Source organism: Streptomyces sp. S186 (genome assembly GCF_051603415.1).
Lineage (GTDB): Bacteria > Actinomycetota > Actinomycetes > Streptomycetales > Streptomycetaceae > Streptomyces.
The window spans coordinates 7460827-7475868 of record NZ_CP193932.1 but is presented as its reverse complement, the minus strand read 5'-3'; the positions used below and the strand labels follow the sequence as shown (position 1 = coordinate 7475868).

Below are 15042 nucleotides of genomic sequence, written 5' to 3'. Positions count from 1 at the left end.
CTGGTCACGAGTAGGCGACGGTGAGTGCGACCGATGAGGCGGCAGCCGCTACGACGATGCCGTTCGCGGCGGGCATCTGTACCTCGTACAACGCGCCGACCGCAGCGCTGCCAGGGACCACCGCGAGGACTGTGCCAGTGGCGCTGCTCGCGTTGTCGTAGAAAGTCACTGCTCCAGTGGTCCCCGCCGCAGTCACCACCACTCGGCACAGTCGCCCTGGCGCAGCCTTGACGACGACGGTCCCCGCCCCGGCTGTCACGGGGACGGTCGTTGTTCCCCCGATGCTGCTGCTGTTGTCGTCAACGAGCGTCACAACTGGGTTGCGGGGCACGGAGACCTCCAGATCAGGCGGGGGCGAGGCAGCAGCGGCAGTTCGGATGCTGCGGCAGTGTCGGGGCGGCGAGGAGGCTGTACGGACTGCCGGCCTCGGCGTCCGAGCAGCGCGGACATACGCGGCCGTCGCCCGCTGTCAGCCAGAGGACGGACCTGGTGCCGGCGCCGAGGTAGGCGGCGAGCATGCCCGCGCCGTATGCGGCGGAGACGGCGGCGTCGGCAAGGAGTGCGAGTTCGAGGGCCGTTTCGATGGTGTCCTCGCCGTCGCCTGCCGGGTCGTCGCCAGTGCTGTCGGCGATGGCTCTGCCGGCACGGTCGGCCGCGGCTGATAGTGCTGCGGTGAGCACGGCCGTGGCGGTGCCGTCCGCGTTGTCGTCGCTCATGTCGGGTGAGCCGATGACGTGGGGGCTGCTGGGCTCGGTGTCGTAGGGGGTGTCGTCGTCGTGGTCCTGGGTGACAAGGGCATGCCCGGCGGCCCAGCCGGCACGGTGGGCACGTTTCGCTGCGAGGGCGAGGGCGGCGCGGGTGCGCCGCCAGGACCAGGCGGTGAGGATCCCGAGGACCGCGGCGGCTGCGGCTCGACGGCGGTGCTGCTGTGCCGGGTCAGCCTCTTCGCCGAGGAGTTGCTGCCACGCGGCGACGGCCGGCGCGAGGTTGAGGCTGTGTACGTCACGCCTCCACGCGGCGAGGACGATGGCATCCGCAGTGGAGTGAAGGGCGATCCGGTGGGCGTAGAGCGGCCGCCATATGCCCTTGAGGGACCGAAGTTGGATGGTGGCATCGGGCACAGCCACCTCCCCGCGGGCCGAGACCTGAGGTCAGCCGATCTGCTTGGCGATCAGCGGGCCGACGTCCTGCGCCCGCGTTGGATGTCCAGCACCCATGGTCGTCACCTCCCGGGATCAACCGGTGCGAGTAGCTCGTCGGGGGCGCCTAGGTCGTGCTCGGCCATGTAGAGGGCTACCTCGTCCATGCGGTCGAACGGGCCTACCCGCCGACCGCCGTTGTGGTCGTACCAGCGGACCTCGAACCCGCCGAGTTGGTCGGCCGTCAGCTCGGCGGTGTGCCCGCGCAGGGGCTCAGACTCCAGCGAGGGTTTCGTTGAGGATGCGACGGTAGAGGTCATCCCACATCTCCTCGGGCGGCTCGCCCTGCGCGGCGTCTCTTGCCAGCCCCGGCCCGTCTTCCGGGTCGCTTGGCCCGTCACCGGATGCGGGCGGAGCGAGGTCGTTCGGGTCCTGCGGTGCACTACCGGGCTGCTGGGCTGCCGCACCCAGGTTCTTGACGATGAACGACTTCGCCAAGTCCTGCATGTTCCCCCAGTCGGCGATGAACGTGCGCTCCATGAAGATCGGGTCATCGCCGCCATCAACCGGCGGCTCACCGATCTCAGCCCGCCAGCGATTCAGGGTGTAGGCGCCGGCGCGGAGCCGCATCTCGCGGATCTCCTCGACAACCTTCGAGTCTCGGAAGTCGATCTCGGCGAACTCCAGGTGGAAGTCCTCGATGCCGAAGCCCTGCTGCAACAAGTGGAAGTTCAACTTCTCCAGGATCAGGTTCGCCACCGGGATGATCGTGTTGACTCGGAAGGACTTGTCTTGTGCCTCCCCTGTGCCGCCGCCGAGGTTTCCGGTCTCGATGATGCCCAACTTTGCCGGCGGAACCCCGAATGCGGAGATGATCTGGTCCCGCATCTGACGGTCCGCATCCAGGTAGTCGGTCACCTTGCGCTGGTCGAGGACCCCGACGGCGGCGCCGCCGGTGGTCAACACCGGCGTGCCGACCGCCTTCGGTCCCAGGTTGTAGACCGTGTACTGCTCCCGCCACCTCTGTACGTCCGCGTCCTGGAGATGTCCCAAGTCGACGTGCAACCGCGGCGGGTCCCCCCTCCTGAAGCACTCCTTCAGCGTCGCCATAGTGAACAACCACGCCGTCACGGGCAACAAGCATTTCTGAGCCGGGGACACGCCGTACAGGCCGCCGCGGGGCGCGTCGAGGCTGATGTGGATGACCTGGTCCGCATCGAATTTCGCGGTGCGGACGCCGTCGACGTCCTGGATGTAGCCGGACACCTCGCCGTGCTGGTCCGCGATCACGGTCATCGTGGTCGCGTCCAGCGTGTACAGGGCCACCGGCTCGCCCAGTAGGTACACGACCTCCAGGTACGCGTCCCCGAAGAGCATCAGGTCCGTCGCGACGTTCCTCAACAACTGGACCATGTCCTCACGCGGATTGCAGAACCGCATGAGGCGGCGCAGCCGGGCAACCTCCGGAGTGTCCTCGGCAGTGCCCCCTCCTTGGGTGGCCTCGGCGACGATCTGGATGCCGCCAGCCGTCACAGTCCGAGCGATCAAGTCCACGCTCGCGGAGACCCAGTTGCACGACATGTACGCCTGGTGGAGCTGAGAGAGAACCTGCTGGCGTTCGCTGGTGGCGGAGGTCAGCGACGAGGAGTTCTGTACGTTCAGCGGCAGGCCGTACTCGTAGCCGACGCGGCGGACCTGAGTGGGAGTCGGCGCCTCCAGGGTCTCCTTGAGAGGTGCCGTCTCCTGGGTGGGGGTGCGGCGGAACGTGTCGCGCAGCCAGGTCAGAGCGCCCATGGGTCACCCCCTTGCAGGATCGGGAACCCGCCGATGGTCTGCCTCGGGGGCGCTGGCCGGCTGCCGTTCGCGTTCGGGTTGAGCAGACCGTCGGAGACCGGTTGGGGCTCGGGGAAGTGGAACCGTGCCCCGCCCCCGATGTTGATCAAGGCGTAGCGTCCGGCGTCATACGCGTGATCTTCGGCGTTGGTGTCGACGTCTTCTGGGTTCCCCGTGGTCGCGTGTGGGAGGACGGGGAGTGTGCGCACCAGGTTGGTGCAGGTGGTGAAAATGTGAACCTTCGGGCAGGTGTCCCAGCCTTGGGCGCGGTGGTGGGGGCAGGCGGGCGCCTCGGCGAGGTAGGTGTGCCAGCGTTGCAGCCCAGCCAAACGCGACCCGGGCCCCTTGCCTGCTGGGCTTAGGGGCACCCCGTTCTCGGCGTACACATCGGCTACGGCCTTCGCGTCACCGCGGGTGGCCCACATCGAGTCGTCTGCCCACCTGGCAGCCACCTGTTCGTCGTCGGCTTCGGCCGCGAGGATCTGGCGTGCCTGTTCGGCCTCGCCGACCTGAGTGGCGTACAGCTCTCGGTAGAACCAGACGCGGCCGTCTTCGTCCACGGCGGCCCACAGCACGCACCATGGGGCGGTGTAGCCCCAGTCGATGCCGCAGTAGCGTCGCCACGACGTGGGCAGGGCGATCGGGGCGATGGTGTGTCGGTCGTGGCGCCATTCGCTCAGCGCCTGCCCCATGAACGACTCCCAGTCTCCTTCGAGGAATGCCCGGCGGAGTTTCTCGGGTAGGGCCTTGAGGTCGTCGGCGTACTCCCGGTTGACGTGGGGGTTGTCAGCGAGTTTGGACGGGATGAACCGCACGGTCCGGCCGCGTTCGTCGACCACCACGCGCTCGCCGTAGCCGGTGGCATCAACGTAGCGCTGCTTGACGGTGCCGTGGCCGGGGCCGCCAGGGTTCGTTCCGGCCCTCACGCCGATCACGGGAATGTCGCCGCGCCCGGTCCGCAGCCGGGATTCAAGGAAGGCGACCACATCCGGCGGCGTGAGTGTCAGCTCATCGAACAGCAGCAGCTGGTACTGGCCGCCCTGCCGCCGGGTCGAGTCCTTCAGGGATTCGGCATACCGGAACATCAGCAGGCTGCCGTTAGGGAACCGGAGCTCGTACTCGGTGCCGTTCCATGACGCCCCGAGTGCCCCCGCGTACCCAACCTGTGCCAGTTCGGCGAGCAGCGACTCCTTGAGTTCCCCGTAGGTGCGGCGGAACGCGCCGACACGAATCCCGGGGTAGAGCACGCACGCGCGGATGGCCTCCATTGTGAGGGCCTTACTCTTGCCCCCGCCCGCCGCTCCTCCGATCAAGACGGCGAACTCGTCGGCGTCGTGAAACTCCTGCTGGCGCGCCGTCGGCGTGTATCCGAGCATCCCGAATACGTCGATCTTCCGGAGTCGTTCGGACTCGCGGCGCTGCGCCTCGGCCTGTAGGTCACGGAGGCGGCGGAGTTTCTCCAACTTCGCTGTCAGCAGGGGCGATTCCGGCGGCGTTGAGTTCGGCCTCAAGTCGCTGGATTTGGGCGTCGAGGGCATCGACCGTCAGCACCTCCAACTTGATGGCACTGTCGAGGCCGAGGAGTTTGGCGCGCCGATCGAGGATCTTCAGCGCGGCTTCGATGGCCCGGGTGTCGCCGGACATCGCCTTGCCCCAGATCGCCTGCTGGAGAGTGTCGAGCCGAGCGAGTTCAAGCTCGCGCCATGCCTCGATGGCGAGGCCCTCCTCGACGACATGCTTCTCCAGGGACCGTTTGACGTCCATGTGGGCCGCACTGCGGGAGGAGTAGCCGAGGGCAGTGGCGATCTCGCTGTACGAAGCGCCGTCGATCTTCATGCGGATGGCCTTCGCCCGGCGTTCCGCCGTCGCGGCTTGCTGGGCTTTGGAGGCGACCATGGCGCGCCCCCCTTCCTAGCTCCAGCCGGGTGGGAGTGGCGTCGGCTCGGGGTCGGGGGTGGGCTTCGGTGCGGGCTCTGGTGTGCAGTTGCAGCCGGGCAGTTTGGCCGGGTCGGGGGCCGTACACGTCTTCTGGTGGACGAGGGCTGCGGCGTCCGCGGTGATGGCGTGCGTGGCGCAGCCGAAGACGGGGGTGACGCAGTCGGCGGGGGTGGGCAGTGGTCCGAAGTCGGGGGCCGGCTGCTGCGGGTCAGCAAGGCGAAGACGTTCGTCACGCCGCTGCTGCTCCAGCGCCAGGTGCGCCGCGAATTCAGCGTCGGTCAGTCGCCGTTGCCACTGCACTGCGGCTCGGCTGCCGCAGGCGTTGCAAGTAGGTCCGGTCGGTTGAGCCGTGCCGGGGGCAGCGTCCGGAGCGGGTGCTTCGCTCACGCCGTATCTCCGGTGGTGGGCGGCTGCTGGGTGTGGTCGAGGAGCTTGACGACCTCGGCGGCGACCGCGGTGGCGAGCTTGGTCTCGTCGGCCTTGAGCTGGTCGAGTAGGCTTCGGCCGTCGGCTTCGACGGTGGTGAGCGCGTCGTGGACGGCGCCACGGATTACGGGGACGAGGTGCTGCTCGATGGCGGTAACGATCTCCTCTACGTCGCGCTTTCCGACAGTGGTGAAGCGGGTGACGAGGGAGTGGAGCTTGTCTCCGAGGGCGGACATTCCGTTCTCCTTGGCGAGGGGCGGTCTGGGATGAATTCGGCGGCGCGTCCGCGTGAGGGGCATGCGGGTCCTTGGTGCCACCAGCGCCGTTCGCCGAGCCGCGCGGGCTGGCCGCAGCGGGAACATGTGCCAGGAATCGGCTGCCACTCGGAAAGAGGCGTGAACGGCGCGTCGACGTGATGCCAGCGGTCGACGGGGTCTGAGACGGTCATGGTCACCTTGCTGTGTATGGCCCGCTGCCCGGCCGCGGTCCCTCGGGCAGCGGGTGAGTGTGGGTCCGCCCGGCCGTGAGTCAGCCGGGCGGACCGGGGTGCCGAACGCCGGGGGATGGCGCTCAAGGCCCCGTGCCTGCCATGCGGCAGGCGTCGTTCCTCGCGGGTAGGAGCCGCCGCCACAAAGCTCAACCACCCGCGAGGAGTCAGGCGACGCGCAGACCGCGCCGGGGCGTGGCTCGGTAGGAGCGGGCCCGCTCCTGCACTTCAGGGAGTGCGTACATGGTCTTGTACTCGTGGCCGTTGCCGGTGAGGCGGTGTTCACCGGAGAAGCGTCGGATCTTCCCGCGCGCCGCCCACTGGCGGATCACCTGCTGCGGGACTCCGGTTGCCGCGGCGGCCTCGTGAGCAAAAACCAGGTCCCCCGGCAGGATCTCGGCGAGACGCACGGGCACCTCCAGTTCGAGCACGCAAAAAGCCCCCGACGAATCGGAGGCTTCAGGAATTACGGGCACACGAGTGCTTCGTTGGAGGCAGTGTGACATTCAACTACCGACTACGCAAGTGCCGCTCTAAGCAGCCATGTCGCGGCTGGCGAGCGGCAGCTCAAGGACTTCGGCCCGGGTGTACTGAGTGCCGCAGGTGATGCATCGGGTGCCGGGCGTCGAGATGGTGATGCGCATGGTTCCGCCGCAGGGGCATACGATGGTAATGCGCCGCTCGGGACGCTCCCCCGACACCTGCTGACGGCAGGAGTTGGTGAGCGCCGCGACCTCAGCGGCGAATTCCTGGAACGCGGGGTGTTCGGTGGCTGCCCATTCGAGGTTGTTCCGGAGAGCACGCACCACCTCGTCGAGCTGCTGCTGAAGGCCGCCCTGCCAACGTGGATGGGTCCAGCCAAGGCGCTCATGCCAGTCCACGAGCCAGGTCTGCAATATGGTGACGACGCCACCGCGGGCGGACAAACTGAGCGGTCCGAGGCGGAGGGGCAACGGCGCGGTCCGACCGCCCCCGGAGACACGAACGTCACCGCCACCATGACCGGGGGCGAGGGCCAGGGCGAGGGAGGCGTACAGACCGTGGGATCCGGCGAGCACTTCGAGGTATGCGTCGGAGCGTCGTTGGCACGGCCGGCATGCCTGACGGCCGACTTCGTTCTCCCATAGGTCCCGGCGGCAGACAGTGCACGCGGGCCACTGGTAACTGTCCTCGGCGGCGGGATGGTTCATGGCGGGCTCCTCGCGGCGGTGCCAGGGCTATGAGGTGAGCTGTCGCCATTGTGCAGCGAGTGCCCGACAATCCCGGGCCCCTACCGACGGGGTGAATCCGACGTGTTTCTCCGCCAACTGCGCTGCAGTGGAGGCAGAATGCCGATATGGCGACGGTGTACACGGTGCTTGCGGACGACGAGTCCGTGGCTGCGGCTGAGCTGCAGCGCCTGTGCCGTGCTCTGGATCTGACGCCTCTCGGCCGCCCCTCGATTGTTCTGGGGCGGGGGCGGTGGATGGCCCGCGCGACGGCACGCCCTGAGGTTCGCCGAGAGCGGCGGACAACCTGATCGCCCCTGGGGAATGCGCGTCTAGGTGAGCACGCGCTCCGAACGCGATGACACTCACCCAGCGGCCCCTTGAGCTTCGATCACCCCGCCGATGACCACCACGGCGATGGGGAGACCGATCAGCCCGCTGGCAAAGGCCCAGCCCATCTTCACCGTGGTCTTCTCGGCCACTTTCCTGCATAACAAGATCGCAGGCCCAAGGTAGAGGAGCCATGCGAAGACAACGATGTACAAGTACCCCATGATGAGCCCCTTCCTCGGGCATTAAACACCGCGCGCACGTCTGCCCCACCGCGGGCGCGTAGCGGTGGGGCAGACTAATCAGTGCTTGGTGGTGGCGACGATCTCTAAAGCTGCGGCGACCGTATCGTCAAGCGACTCGCGCACGGGGGCTCCGTGCCGCCGCGCGACGTAGATCAGGTACCGATTCCTCTCGGGATTCGCGCAGTTGGGCGGAGCGCCGAGGACCGCCCGACCAGTGGATACGTCTAATCCGAACTCGACATTCGTCGTCATGCCGGGCAGGGCTCGCATGTCACGGGGGATCCAGAAGAGGATCGCGTCAGCAGCGGCTCGGGCTGCGGTCTCCCAGTCGACCTGGTCCTCGTAGCGGTCGGCGCGCTGCCCGTTGCGGGACTCCGGGCTGAGGACGGTCAGCGGCGTCTCGCCGGTCCACTGGGCGGCCAGAGCGGCGGTGGCGGTGGGACGCCAGGACGGGACGGGGGCGCTCTTGTCCGGGGTGGGGCCGGCAAGGAACACGGACGGGCCAGCCGGGATGGGTTCGCGGGCCATGACGAGGCGAACACTCATGCGGCGGCTCGCTTCTGGCCGGCGCGGGCGGTCTGCTGCGGGGTCCACGGGAGCGGCAGGCCGTCTGCCTTGGCGCGCGGAACGATGTGCCAATGCAGGTGGAAGACCGTCTGCGTGGCGTCCGGCCCAACGCTGGTGATGAGGTTCAAGTCGGCGCCGACCTCGGCCGCGTACTGCGCGGCGCGACGCACGGCGTCGGCGGTGACGTCCGGGTCCTCGATGGCGTCCGCGACGTGAGTGCGCGGGATGACAAGGATGTGGCCGTCGTTCACCCCGCCGCTGCGGGGACGGAATGCGAGGGCGTCGGGCCATTCGCGGATGATGGTGGCGGGTGCCTTGCCAGCCGCGATGGCGCAGAACACACAGGACGTCATGGGACACCTCGGGTCAGGACGGGTCGGATGGGTTTGTCGCGGCCGACGACTCGGTCATCGTTGCGTCGATGCCTGGACAGGGGAAGGGGTTTCCTGTTTCCAGATGGTGGTCTCTTGATCTGTGAGTGGGTTAGCGGCCGGTCGCCTGGCAGCGAGCCGGCCGTCCCTACCATTTAGCGACTCGCCTCAGCCTGAGGAGCGTCTTCGGCGTATGTGCTGCCTGTGCGTGTCAGCTCCACTTCCAGGGCTGTCCTGCGCTGGCAGCGCGCTCTGCGGATTCCGCGAATTCGCGGGCAAGGCCAGCCCAGTCAGCCGGCATTTTGCGGTGCTTGGCGGCTGCGCGCAGGGTGGCGGCGATACGTCCAGCCTCGACGGGAGGCACCTTAAAGGGGTCTCCGGAGCGCCTGCCGAAGACATGCTCGATCGCCCGCCATTCGGCAGCTGGAAGGACGTGGGCGAGGTGCCGGGCGAGGTTGTGGATGGTGGTGGCGGAGCGGGTGTTGTTAACGCCGTGCGAGACGGTCCAGCCCATGGTGGGCTCCCTTCGGTCTTGGGCGGGTTGGCGGTGGGCCCGGCCTGTCGGCTCGGCCGGGCCCCGGCGGGGGTCTAGTCGCCGTAGTTCTCGGGCAGTCCGTGGCGGCGGAGCCACTCGCCCTCGTAGTCGGTCCGGCCGACGGCCTCGAACGTGGCCCTGGCGTCGTTCACCTCGTCGTCAGTCATCTCCGTCGAGGTCTTGTTCGCCCAGGTCTTGCCGGTGAGGTCTGGCCAGCGGTCTGCGGATCCCATGTCGTTCCTTCCTGTCGGGTGCTGGGTGGGGCTCGCCGTGTCGGCTCCGGCGGGCCTCGGGGGGTTAGTAGGCGGGACCGTCGTACTGCACGAGGTGGAGTCGGGCAGCTGGGTGCTCGGTTTGGGTTCGGAGAACGTCAGCGGCGAGCGAGTCCAGCAAGTTCGTCGAGTTGAAGCTCAGAAGCGTGCCGGTTAGTGCGTCGTAGATCCGGTAGTGGATCTCGTCGTGTCGGACTCGGCGAGAGGGCAACGGCTTGCCGTTCCATACATCGCGGTCGTCTCGGGCAGCTCCGTGACGTGAGTTCATCCAGGCAGGCAACGGCATGGGGATTCCTTTCAGTGGTTGGGGAGTTGGCGGGCGAGGGCTTCGAGGTTCGTGGCTTGTTGTTCGCGGACGTCGATGAGTCGCTCGTATTCGCGCTGATCGACTTTGTTGTGGGTGGTGATGCCGTATTGCTGGCGGAGGTAGGCGATGTGCTGATTGCGGGCTCCGGGCGCCGACAGCTGGACGGTGTGGCCGAGTTCGTGGATGAGGGTGCGGTCGAGTTCGCGGAGGTCGCTGTTGTGGGAGACGTTGATGGCGACCAGGGCGCCGCTAGCTGTGAGGGCTGTGGCGGCGAAGGCGTGCCGTGCGTGCCAGCGGTCAATCACGCGGCCGACCGCTCGACGCTGCCAGGACGTGTGGCCGGCGAGGGCGAGGTCGGCGTCCTGGATGAGGCGGGCAACGCCGTTCCCGTCGGTCAGGATTATCTCCACCGGGGGTAGACGGCCGCCAAGGTGGCGTGCGGCGAGTCGGCCGGCGTGGACGCCGATTTCGCGGATGCGCTGCTCAAGGCGGCGGGCGTTCCGGCAGCGGCGGTCGGTGGTTATGTTCACGGGTTTCCTTCGGTCAGTGCCCTGCGGCGAGGGCTCGGTGGTGGGAGGCGGTGACGAGTTCGATGGCTTGCTCGGCGGAGCGACAGACGCGCTGGTTCCAATCACCGACGAGTGCCTGCCAGCCCCTCCCCCGCAGCTCGGCGAGGACGTAGCCAGCGGCCATGTGAGCGGAGTCGACAGAGCCGATGCCGAGGCCGTCGACGGTGGTGCAGATCGCGCCGCAGATGCAGCGCCGGCCGCGCCAGTCGCGGAGCTTGTGCGGCTTCTGCTGCCATCCCCAGCGCCGCAACACTTCGGCGGTGACGGCGAGTTGAGTGCTGGGCTTGTGGGACAGGTCGGCGCGGGTGCGGTGCGCCCAGTCGGGCATGGCGCGGGAGATGCGGCCGGGGAGCCGCACGTCGACCGCGGGCCGGGTACCGTGCTGGGGCAGCGCGCGGAGCACCTCGTCGACGAGCTGCTGCGTGGTCTTTGTGGCGAGTTCGCGGGAGTAGCCGGCGGCGATGCTCGCCCACGCCGCTCGCTCGTCGGTCAGGGTCGGTGCGATGCACGCGGCAGCCTGGTCGAGAGCGGCGGCGGTCAGCGTGGGCGCGGACATCAGGCGCTCACCCGCGCCTTGCCATCGCCCGTGCGGTCGGGGCAGGTGACCTCGACGTGTTCGCCGCCGAATGCGGTGTAGAGGGCGCCGACGCCGGAGCAGTGCCAGCAGAGGCCGCGGGCGTGGGCGGTGTCGGGATGGAGAGCACCGTTCTGGGCCTCCCACTGCTGATCGGTCATCTGGGTGCGCGGGTTGATCTTGGACATGGGGAACCAAGCCTCCTTGCTCGGTGGGTGAAATGTGGCTTATGCGGGCCGTCCAGAGGACAGACAATGGGCGCTATGCCCTGGTATGCACCCCGGACAGGGGGTGGACAGAGTCGGTCTCAGGTGTCCACGCGTCCGGCCGAAAGGGCCACTATCCGGGGCCTGTCCGGGGTGCATAACGGCTTATATAGGGACGAAAAGGCGGCGTGGACGGCTAGTGGACGGGGCTAACAGGGGCAAAGGATCAGGACATCGCGGAAGTAGCGACTCGGAGCTGGTCGCGCGTAAAGCCCCTCAACCGCTTGTCTCCAGGCGTCAAGACTCTCTCCGTCGTGATGCCGATCGCCTTCAAGCGATCACGCAGTTCGTCGGCCTCGATCTGCGCGTAGCGATCCGGATAGGAAGCACGCAAGGCATCAACCATCGCCTCGGCGGTCAGACCCCGCCCCTCCGGCACCGCGAGCTGATCGAAGACCGCCACCGCATCCACCCGAAGCTCCGCGGCGCGGGCAGCAGCCACAGCCGCTCGTACCTGGCGCGCCCCGAAGCCGCTGAGCGTCCCAGCCTCAATGCGCAGCCGTTGTCCGCGCTCGCAGATCTTCCCGAACTCCGGCAGGTCGATGGCGTCAGCCTTGAGGGTGACGTGGCCCGACTCGGCGCCCTCGTCGAGGACGAAGACGCCTCGGTGGACCTCGCGGAGCATGTGCGGTGCGGCGCCGGCAGCGACCACCTCGTCCCCCAGCACCATGCGTGCACTGTTGGCGCCCTTGACCCGCGCGGAAGCACGCTTGTCGCAGACATCCCGCAGTTCTGTGGGAACGCTGGACGCGTCCGGGCGCTGAGTGACGAACAGCCCCATGCCGCCAACGGCCCGGGTGACGTTGACGAACCGAGCGAACTTCTCGACCAGCACCTGCTTACCACTGCGTCCCCGGCCGCCGCCCTCCTCCTCGTCCTCTCCCCCGACCTTCACCTTCGTCATCGCGGCGGCCAGCAGCAGCTCTTGGAGTTCGTCGACCAGCAACAACGTGAGCCCGCGCCCCGGCTGACGGGCAAGCTCCCGGGTCAGCTTGCCCTCAGGGCAGGCGGCCGGGTCGGTCTCAAACAGCTGCTCCAGGTCTTCACCGCGCTGCTGCATGTCGGCGATGGTCTCGTCCAGTACGTCGTGGATCTGCCGGAGCTTGTCCGGGGTCGCGCCGGAGACGTAGGCGTGGGCAACCTTCTTCAGCGGGGCCCAGTCGGGGCCGCTCTTCCCCACGATCACGATGATCCGCACGTAGGGGTCGAGTGCCGCCGCTGCCGCGATCAGGCGAGCGAGGTAGGACTTGCCGTACCCCTTGAGGCCGCCGACCAGCAGCGACGACCACAGCAGGTCCAGGCAGCGGCGCGTCTGCCGGGCGTCGAGCCCCAGTGGTACCCCTTCAGCCCAGAAGTCCCACACGTCGGCGGCGGCCAGCTCGGAGCGGGTCTTGCCCTCCCCGAAGGGATTGTCGCTGTTGGCGACCCAGATCGAGAACTGCCCTTCGTGGCCGTCCTCGCTGGTGTCTGCGGACAGCTCCAACTGACCCGCCTTGACCTTCAAGGCAGAAGCCAGGGGCCCGATCTTCGCAATCGCTTCGACGGCGGTCCCTCCACCCGGGAGCTCGACCGTGGCGGTCCAGCCTGGCCCTTCAGAGCGGATCACACCGATGATGCTGGTCTCATCACGCTCGGACTTCTCGATGATGCCGGCCTTGACCAGCGCAGTGATCAAGTCCTCCGCCCCCTGGACCGCCGAAGGAAGTGCCGCCGGGGACGGGGCCCCCTCGATCGCCTCCCTCGGCGGCGCCTCCGGCAGGACGCTCGCCAGCGCCTCCGCCTCGCCTTCATTGCCCGGACGCCCGTGGTAGACCCCCACAGCCATCGCGCAGCACGTCATCAGCAGGTCGATTCCGAAACCGCCCGTGACAGCGGCGGCGGTAGTGGCCGCGATGGTCGCCGTCGACCAGCCGCCCGTCCTGATCCAGTGCCGACGCTTGTGCAGCCGGTACTCGGCCCGACGCTCCTCGATCACTTCCTTCGCCACAGCCTCCGCGTTCATGTCGCCCGCCGCGGCCTTCAGCGCTCCTTTCGCCGACCGGATCAGCTGCGGGTGGTCATCCCGCCGTGCCTCCAGCCATCGCCGGCCCAGCTCCCGGTACCCGCGGAACGACCAGCCGATGTACAGACGGTTATCGAGCGCGTGGCGCAGAGCCTTCTGCGAGTGGATCCACACCGGGCGCTTCTCACCCTGGTGCTCGACGACCGCACCCTCGATGGGGGTGTTCTTGACGAGGCTCAGCGTCGGCCGCGCAGGGTGTTCCGTGGCGGTCGTCATGGCGGATTCCTCTCCGTGGTCGGGGGTGGCGATGTGGGTGCTCATGACAGTCACCGGGACTCTTCCTGAACGGCGCGGCGGAGGCGCACGAGGTAGTCGGCTGTACCTCCACCGACTGCGGCCTTAACCATCGAGTGGGTGAGTTTCGAGGCGTCTCCGAGAGACTCCGCAAGGTTCCGAACCGTCTTCAGGTCGGCATCCGTCAGCGGCTTCTTAGGGGTCTTCGAAGTGACACGCCGACCCGTGCGCTCCCCTTTTCGCCCTAGGGAAATTTCACCTCCTGGCGGCCGCCCGGGAAGGGCGACCTTCGAACCGCCACCACCCCCACGCGGGCCGCCCTGCGGGCCCTTCCCGCACGCTCCACCGGACGTTCCGCCATCCCCCCGGGAGGGGTTGAAGACGTCCGCGAGGAACAGGTCGACTGCGACGCTCTCCGGTGTCCGATCGGCCTCCGACATCACCGAGTCGATCGCCTGCCGGGCGACCTCGCGAGCCGCCAGAGTCCCCGCGGTGATGCCAACCGGGAGCATGTGCAGGTTGTCCCACGCGGTCTTCCACGCCTCATCACGAGTGATCGCCCCGATGGCGTGCGCAGCAACGACCCGCTCATACTCCTCGAACACAAGCGGCCACTTCGCCTTCCGCCGCACATCCTCCAAAGCGTGACGCTGCGTAACCTCGCGCTCCGCGGCCGCCTTCTGCTTGGCAGCCGCCTTGTCCTTCGCCCGCTGCTCCCGACTCCGGCCATCCGCCACCGCCCGGCTCTCCAGCACCTGCCGAACCTCAGCGAGGATCGGGCCGATCACCGAAGTGGCTGCCAGAGCAATCCCGGCGACCGAGCCGTACTCCCCGGTGCCGTGCGTGAGGTTGATGTAGCCGGCGATCGAAGCGAGGCTGGCGGTGAGGATCCAGAACGGCCACCGCGGCAGCCCCTTACGGTGCGCCCACTGAGTGCCCAGCACCCCGACCCACGCAAGCAGTTCGAGGAAGAACGGCACCGGGGACAGCAACCACGCCGGCTCGCCGCTGGTGTCGCCCGTGCGGTGCAGCCCCAGGAAGTAGCTGAGTTGAGCGGGCAGCGCGGCAAGCAGCCCGAGGGTGAGGACGATGTTGGTGACAATCTTGAAGCTGGTGCCGCTGTCGGCCGCCGCCTCGCGCCTCTTCGCCTTGGCCTGCTCCTCGTCCGCCTTCGCACCACGCCGCACGCCAGCCAGCTGACGGTTCAGCCTGGCCTGCTCCACCTGCTCCGCCAGCCTGCTGGTCTCCGTCTTGGCGGCGCCGACCTCGGCAGCCTGGTCGAGCGCCTTCGTCTCTGCCTTCAGCCGGTCGGCCTCGGCGCGTGTCTTCGCCGCCCCGGCCTCACGCTCCTCCCAGGAGCGGTATTCGCTGGTCATGGTCGTTCAGTCCCTTCGGGGGTGAGGGGTGCCGGTCTACGCGGCAGTGCCGTATTCGTCGTGGGGGGCGGCGGTGGGAGTCTTCTTGCTGCGCTGGTCTTCGACGGCCCCGTCGCCAGCGATGCCGGCCAGGACCAGGCCCGCGATGAGGATGCGTATGCCGACCGGGGCGGACAGGCCCATGAACCAGGCCAGCCCGGCGATCATCAGGGCGACCCGGGCTCGGGTCAGACCGATCAAAATGCCGAGACGCATGACGGAGTCCTTCAAGGGAGAGGTGAGGTGGGTGGGGTGCTGCGTCGG

The 15042-nt window shown here is 68.2% G+C and carries 21 protein-coding genes; all 21 read right to left on the bottom strand.

Going from position 1 to position 15042, the window contains the following annotated elements; all coding sequences use genetic code 11:
- Positions 1–4: 4 nt before the first annotated feature.
- Positions 5–331: a hypothetical protein gene (locus ACRAS8_RS32540; RefSeq protein ID WP_438489572.1), complete on the bottom strand. Its 327-nt coding sequence runs from the start codon at positions 329–331 to the stop codon at positions 5–7.
- Positions 332–344: 13 nt separating this feature from the next.
- Complete coding sequence (locus tag ACRAS8_RS32535; RefSeq protein ID WP_438489571.1) at positions 345–1121, bottom strand: hypothetical protein; 777 nt, start codon at positions 1119–1121, stop codon at positions 345–347.
- A gap of 101 nt (positions 1122–1222) precedes the next feature.
- Positions 1223–1459, bottom strand: coding sequence for a hypothetical protein (locus tag ACRAS8_RS32530; protein WP_438489570.1), 237 nt, complete (start codon positions 1457–1459; stop codon positions 1223–1225).
- Complete coding sequence (locus ACRAS8_RS32525) at positions 1413–2933, bottom strand: phage portal protein (RefSeq protein WP_438489569.1); 1521 nt, start codon at positions 2931–2933, stop codon at positions 1413–1415. Before ACRAS8_RS32525 ends, ACRAS8_RS32530 begins: the two co-directional genes overlap by 47 nt.
- Complete coding sequence (locus ACRAS8_RS32520; RefSeq protein WP_438489568.1) at positions 2921–4510, bottom strand: terminase large subunit domain-containing protein; 1590 nt, start codon at positions 4508–4510, stop codon at positions 2921–2923. Before ACRAS8_RS32520 ends, ACRAS8_RS32525 begins: the two co-directional genes overlap by 13 nt.
- Positions 4410–4868, bottom strand: coding sequence for a helix-turn-helix domain-containing protein (locus tag ACRAS8_RS32515; RefSeq protein ID WP_438489567.1), 459 nt, complete (start codon positions 4866–4868; stop codon positions 4410–4412). Before ACRAS8_RS32515 ends, ACRAS8_RS32520 begins: the two co-directional genes overlap by 101 nt.
- Positions 4869–4883: 15 nt before the next feature.
- Positions 4884–5210: a hypothetical protein gene (locus tag ACRAS8_RS32510; protein WP_438489566.1), complete on the bottom strand. Its 327-nt coding sequence runs from the start codon at positions 5208–5210 to the stop codon at positions 4884–4886.
- A gap of 83 nt (positions 5211–5293) precedes the next feature.
- Positions 5294–5572 carry a hypothetical protein gene (locus tag ACRAS8_RS32505; protein ID WP_438489565.1) on the bottom strand — a complete coding sequence of 93 codons (279 nt, stop codon included), beginning with the start codon at positions 5570–5572 and terminating at the stop codon, positions 5294–5296.
- Between the two features lie 418 nt (positions 5573–5990).
- On the bottom strand, positions 5991–6254 hold the full coding sequence (locus tag ACRAS8_RS32500) for a hypothetical protein (protein WP_438489564.1): 264 nt from the start codon (positions 6252–6254) through the stop codon (positions 5991–5993).
- 102 nt (positions 6255–6356) lie between these two features.
- Positions 6357–7013: a hypothetical protein gene (locus ACRAS8_RS32495; protein WP_438489563.1), complete on the bottom strand. Its 657-nt coding sequence runs from the start codon at positions 7011–7013 to the stop codon at positions 6357–6359.
- Positions 7014–7396: 383 nt separating this feature from the next.
- Positions 7397–7576 carry a hypothetical protein gene (locus tag ACRAS8_RS32490; RefSeq protein ID WP_438489562.1) on the bottom strand — a complete coding sequence of 60 codons (180 nt, stop codon included), beginning with the start codon at positions 7574–7576 and terminating at the stop codon, positions 7397–7399.
- Between the two features lie 87 nt (positions 7577–7663).
- On the bottom strand, positions 7664–8152 hold the full coding sequence (locus ACRAS8_RS32485) for a nucleoside 2-deoxyribosyltransferase domain-containing protein (protein WP_438489561.1): 489 nt from the start codon (positions 8150–8152) through the stop codon (positions 7664–7666).
- Complete coding sequence (locus tag ACRAS8_RS32480) at positions 8149–8526, bottom strand: HIT family protein (RefSeq protein WP_438489560.1); 378 nt, start codon at positions 8524–8526, stop codon at positions 8149–8151. The genes ACRAS8_RS32485 and ACRAS8_RS32480 overlap by 4 nt, the downstream gene beginning before the upstream one ends.
- 229 nt (positions 8527–8755) lie before the next feature.
- Positions 8756–9058, bottom strand: coding sequence for a DUF7739 domain-containing protein (locus ACRAS8_RS32475; protein ID WP_438489559.1), 303 nt, complete (start codon positions 9056–9058; stop codon positions 8756–8758).
- A 74-nt stretch (positions 9059–9132) separates the two neighbouring features.
- Positions 9133–9312 carry a hypothetical protein gene (locus ACRAS8_RS32470; RefSeq protein ID WP_438489558.1) on the bottom strand — a complete coding sequence of 60 codons (180 nt, stop codon included), beginning with the start codon at positions 9310–9312 and terminating at the stop codon, positions 9133–9135.
- 336 nt (positions 9313–9648) lie between these two features.
- The gene (locus ACRAS8_RS32465) at positions 9649–10188 is read right to left on the bottom strand and encodes a hypothetical protein (protein ID WP_438489557.1); all 540 of its coding nucleotides are present in this window, start codon (positions 10186–10188) and stop codon (positions 9649–9651) included.
- Between the two features lie 13 nt (positions 10189–10201).
- Entirely contained in the window at positions 10202–10783 is a 582-nt protein-coding gene (locus tag ACRAS8_RS32460; protein WP_438489556.1) for a DUF6197 family protein, read from the bottom strand.
- Positions 10783–10989, bottom strand: a complete 207-nt coding sequence (locus ACRAS8_RS32455) for a hypothetical protein (protein WP_438489555.1) — start codon at positions 10987–10989, stop codon at positions 10783–10785. The genes ACRAS8_RS32460 and ACRAS8_RS32455 overlap by 1 nt, the downstream gene beginning before the upstream one ends.
- Before the next feature lie 244 nt (positions 10990–11233).
- Positions 11234–13390: a hypothetical protein gene (locus ACRAS8_RS32450; RefSeq protein ID WP_438489554.1), complete on the bottom strand. Its 2157-nt coding sequence runs from the start codon at positions 13388–13390 to the stop codon at positions 11234–11236.
- A gap of 5 nt (positions 13391–13395) precedes the next feature.
- Positions 13396–14739: a hypothetical protein gene (locus ACRAS8_RS32445; protein ID WP_438489553.1), complete on the bottom strand. Its 1344-nt coding sequence runs from the start codon at positions 14737–14739 to the stop codon at positions 13396–13398.
- Positions 14740–14775: 36 nt separating this feature from the next.
- The gene (locus ACRAS8_RS32440) at positions 14776–14994 is read right to left on the bottom strand and encodes a hypothetical protein (protein WP_438489552.1); all 219 of its coding nucleotides are present in this window, start codon (positions 14992–14994) and stop codon (positions 14776–14778) included.
- Positions 14995–15042: the final 48 nt, after the last annotated feature.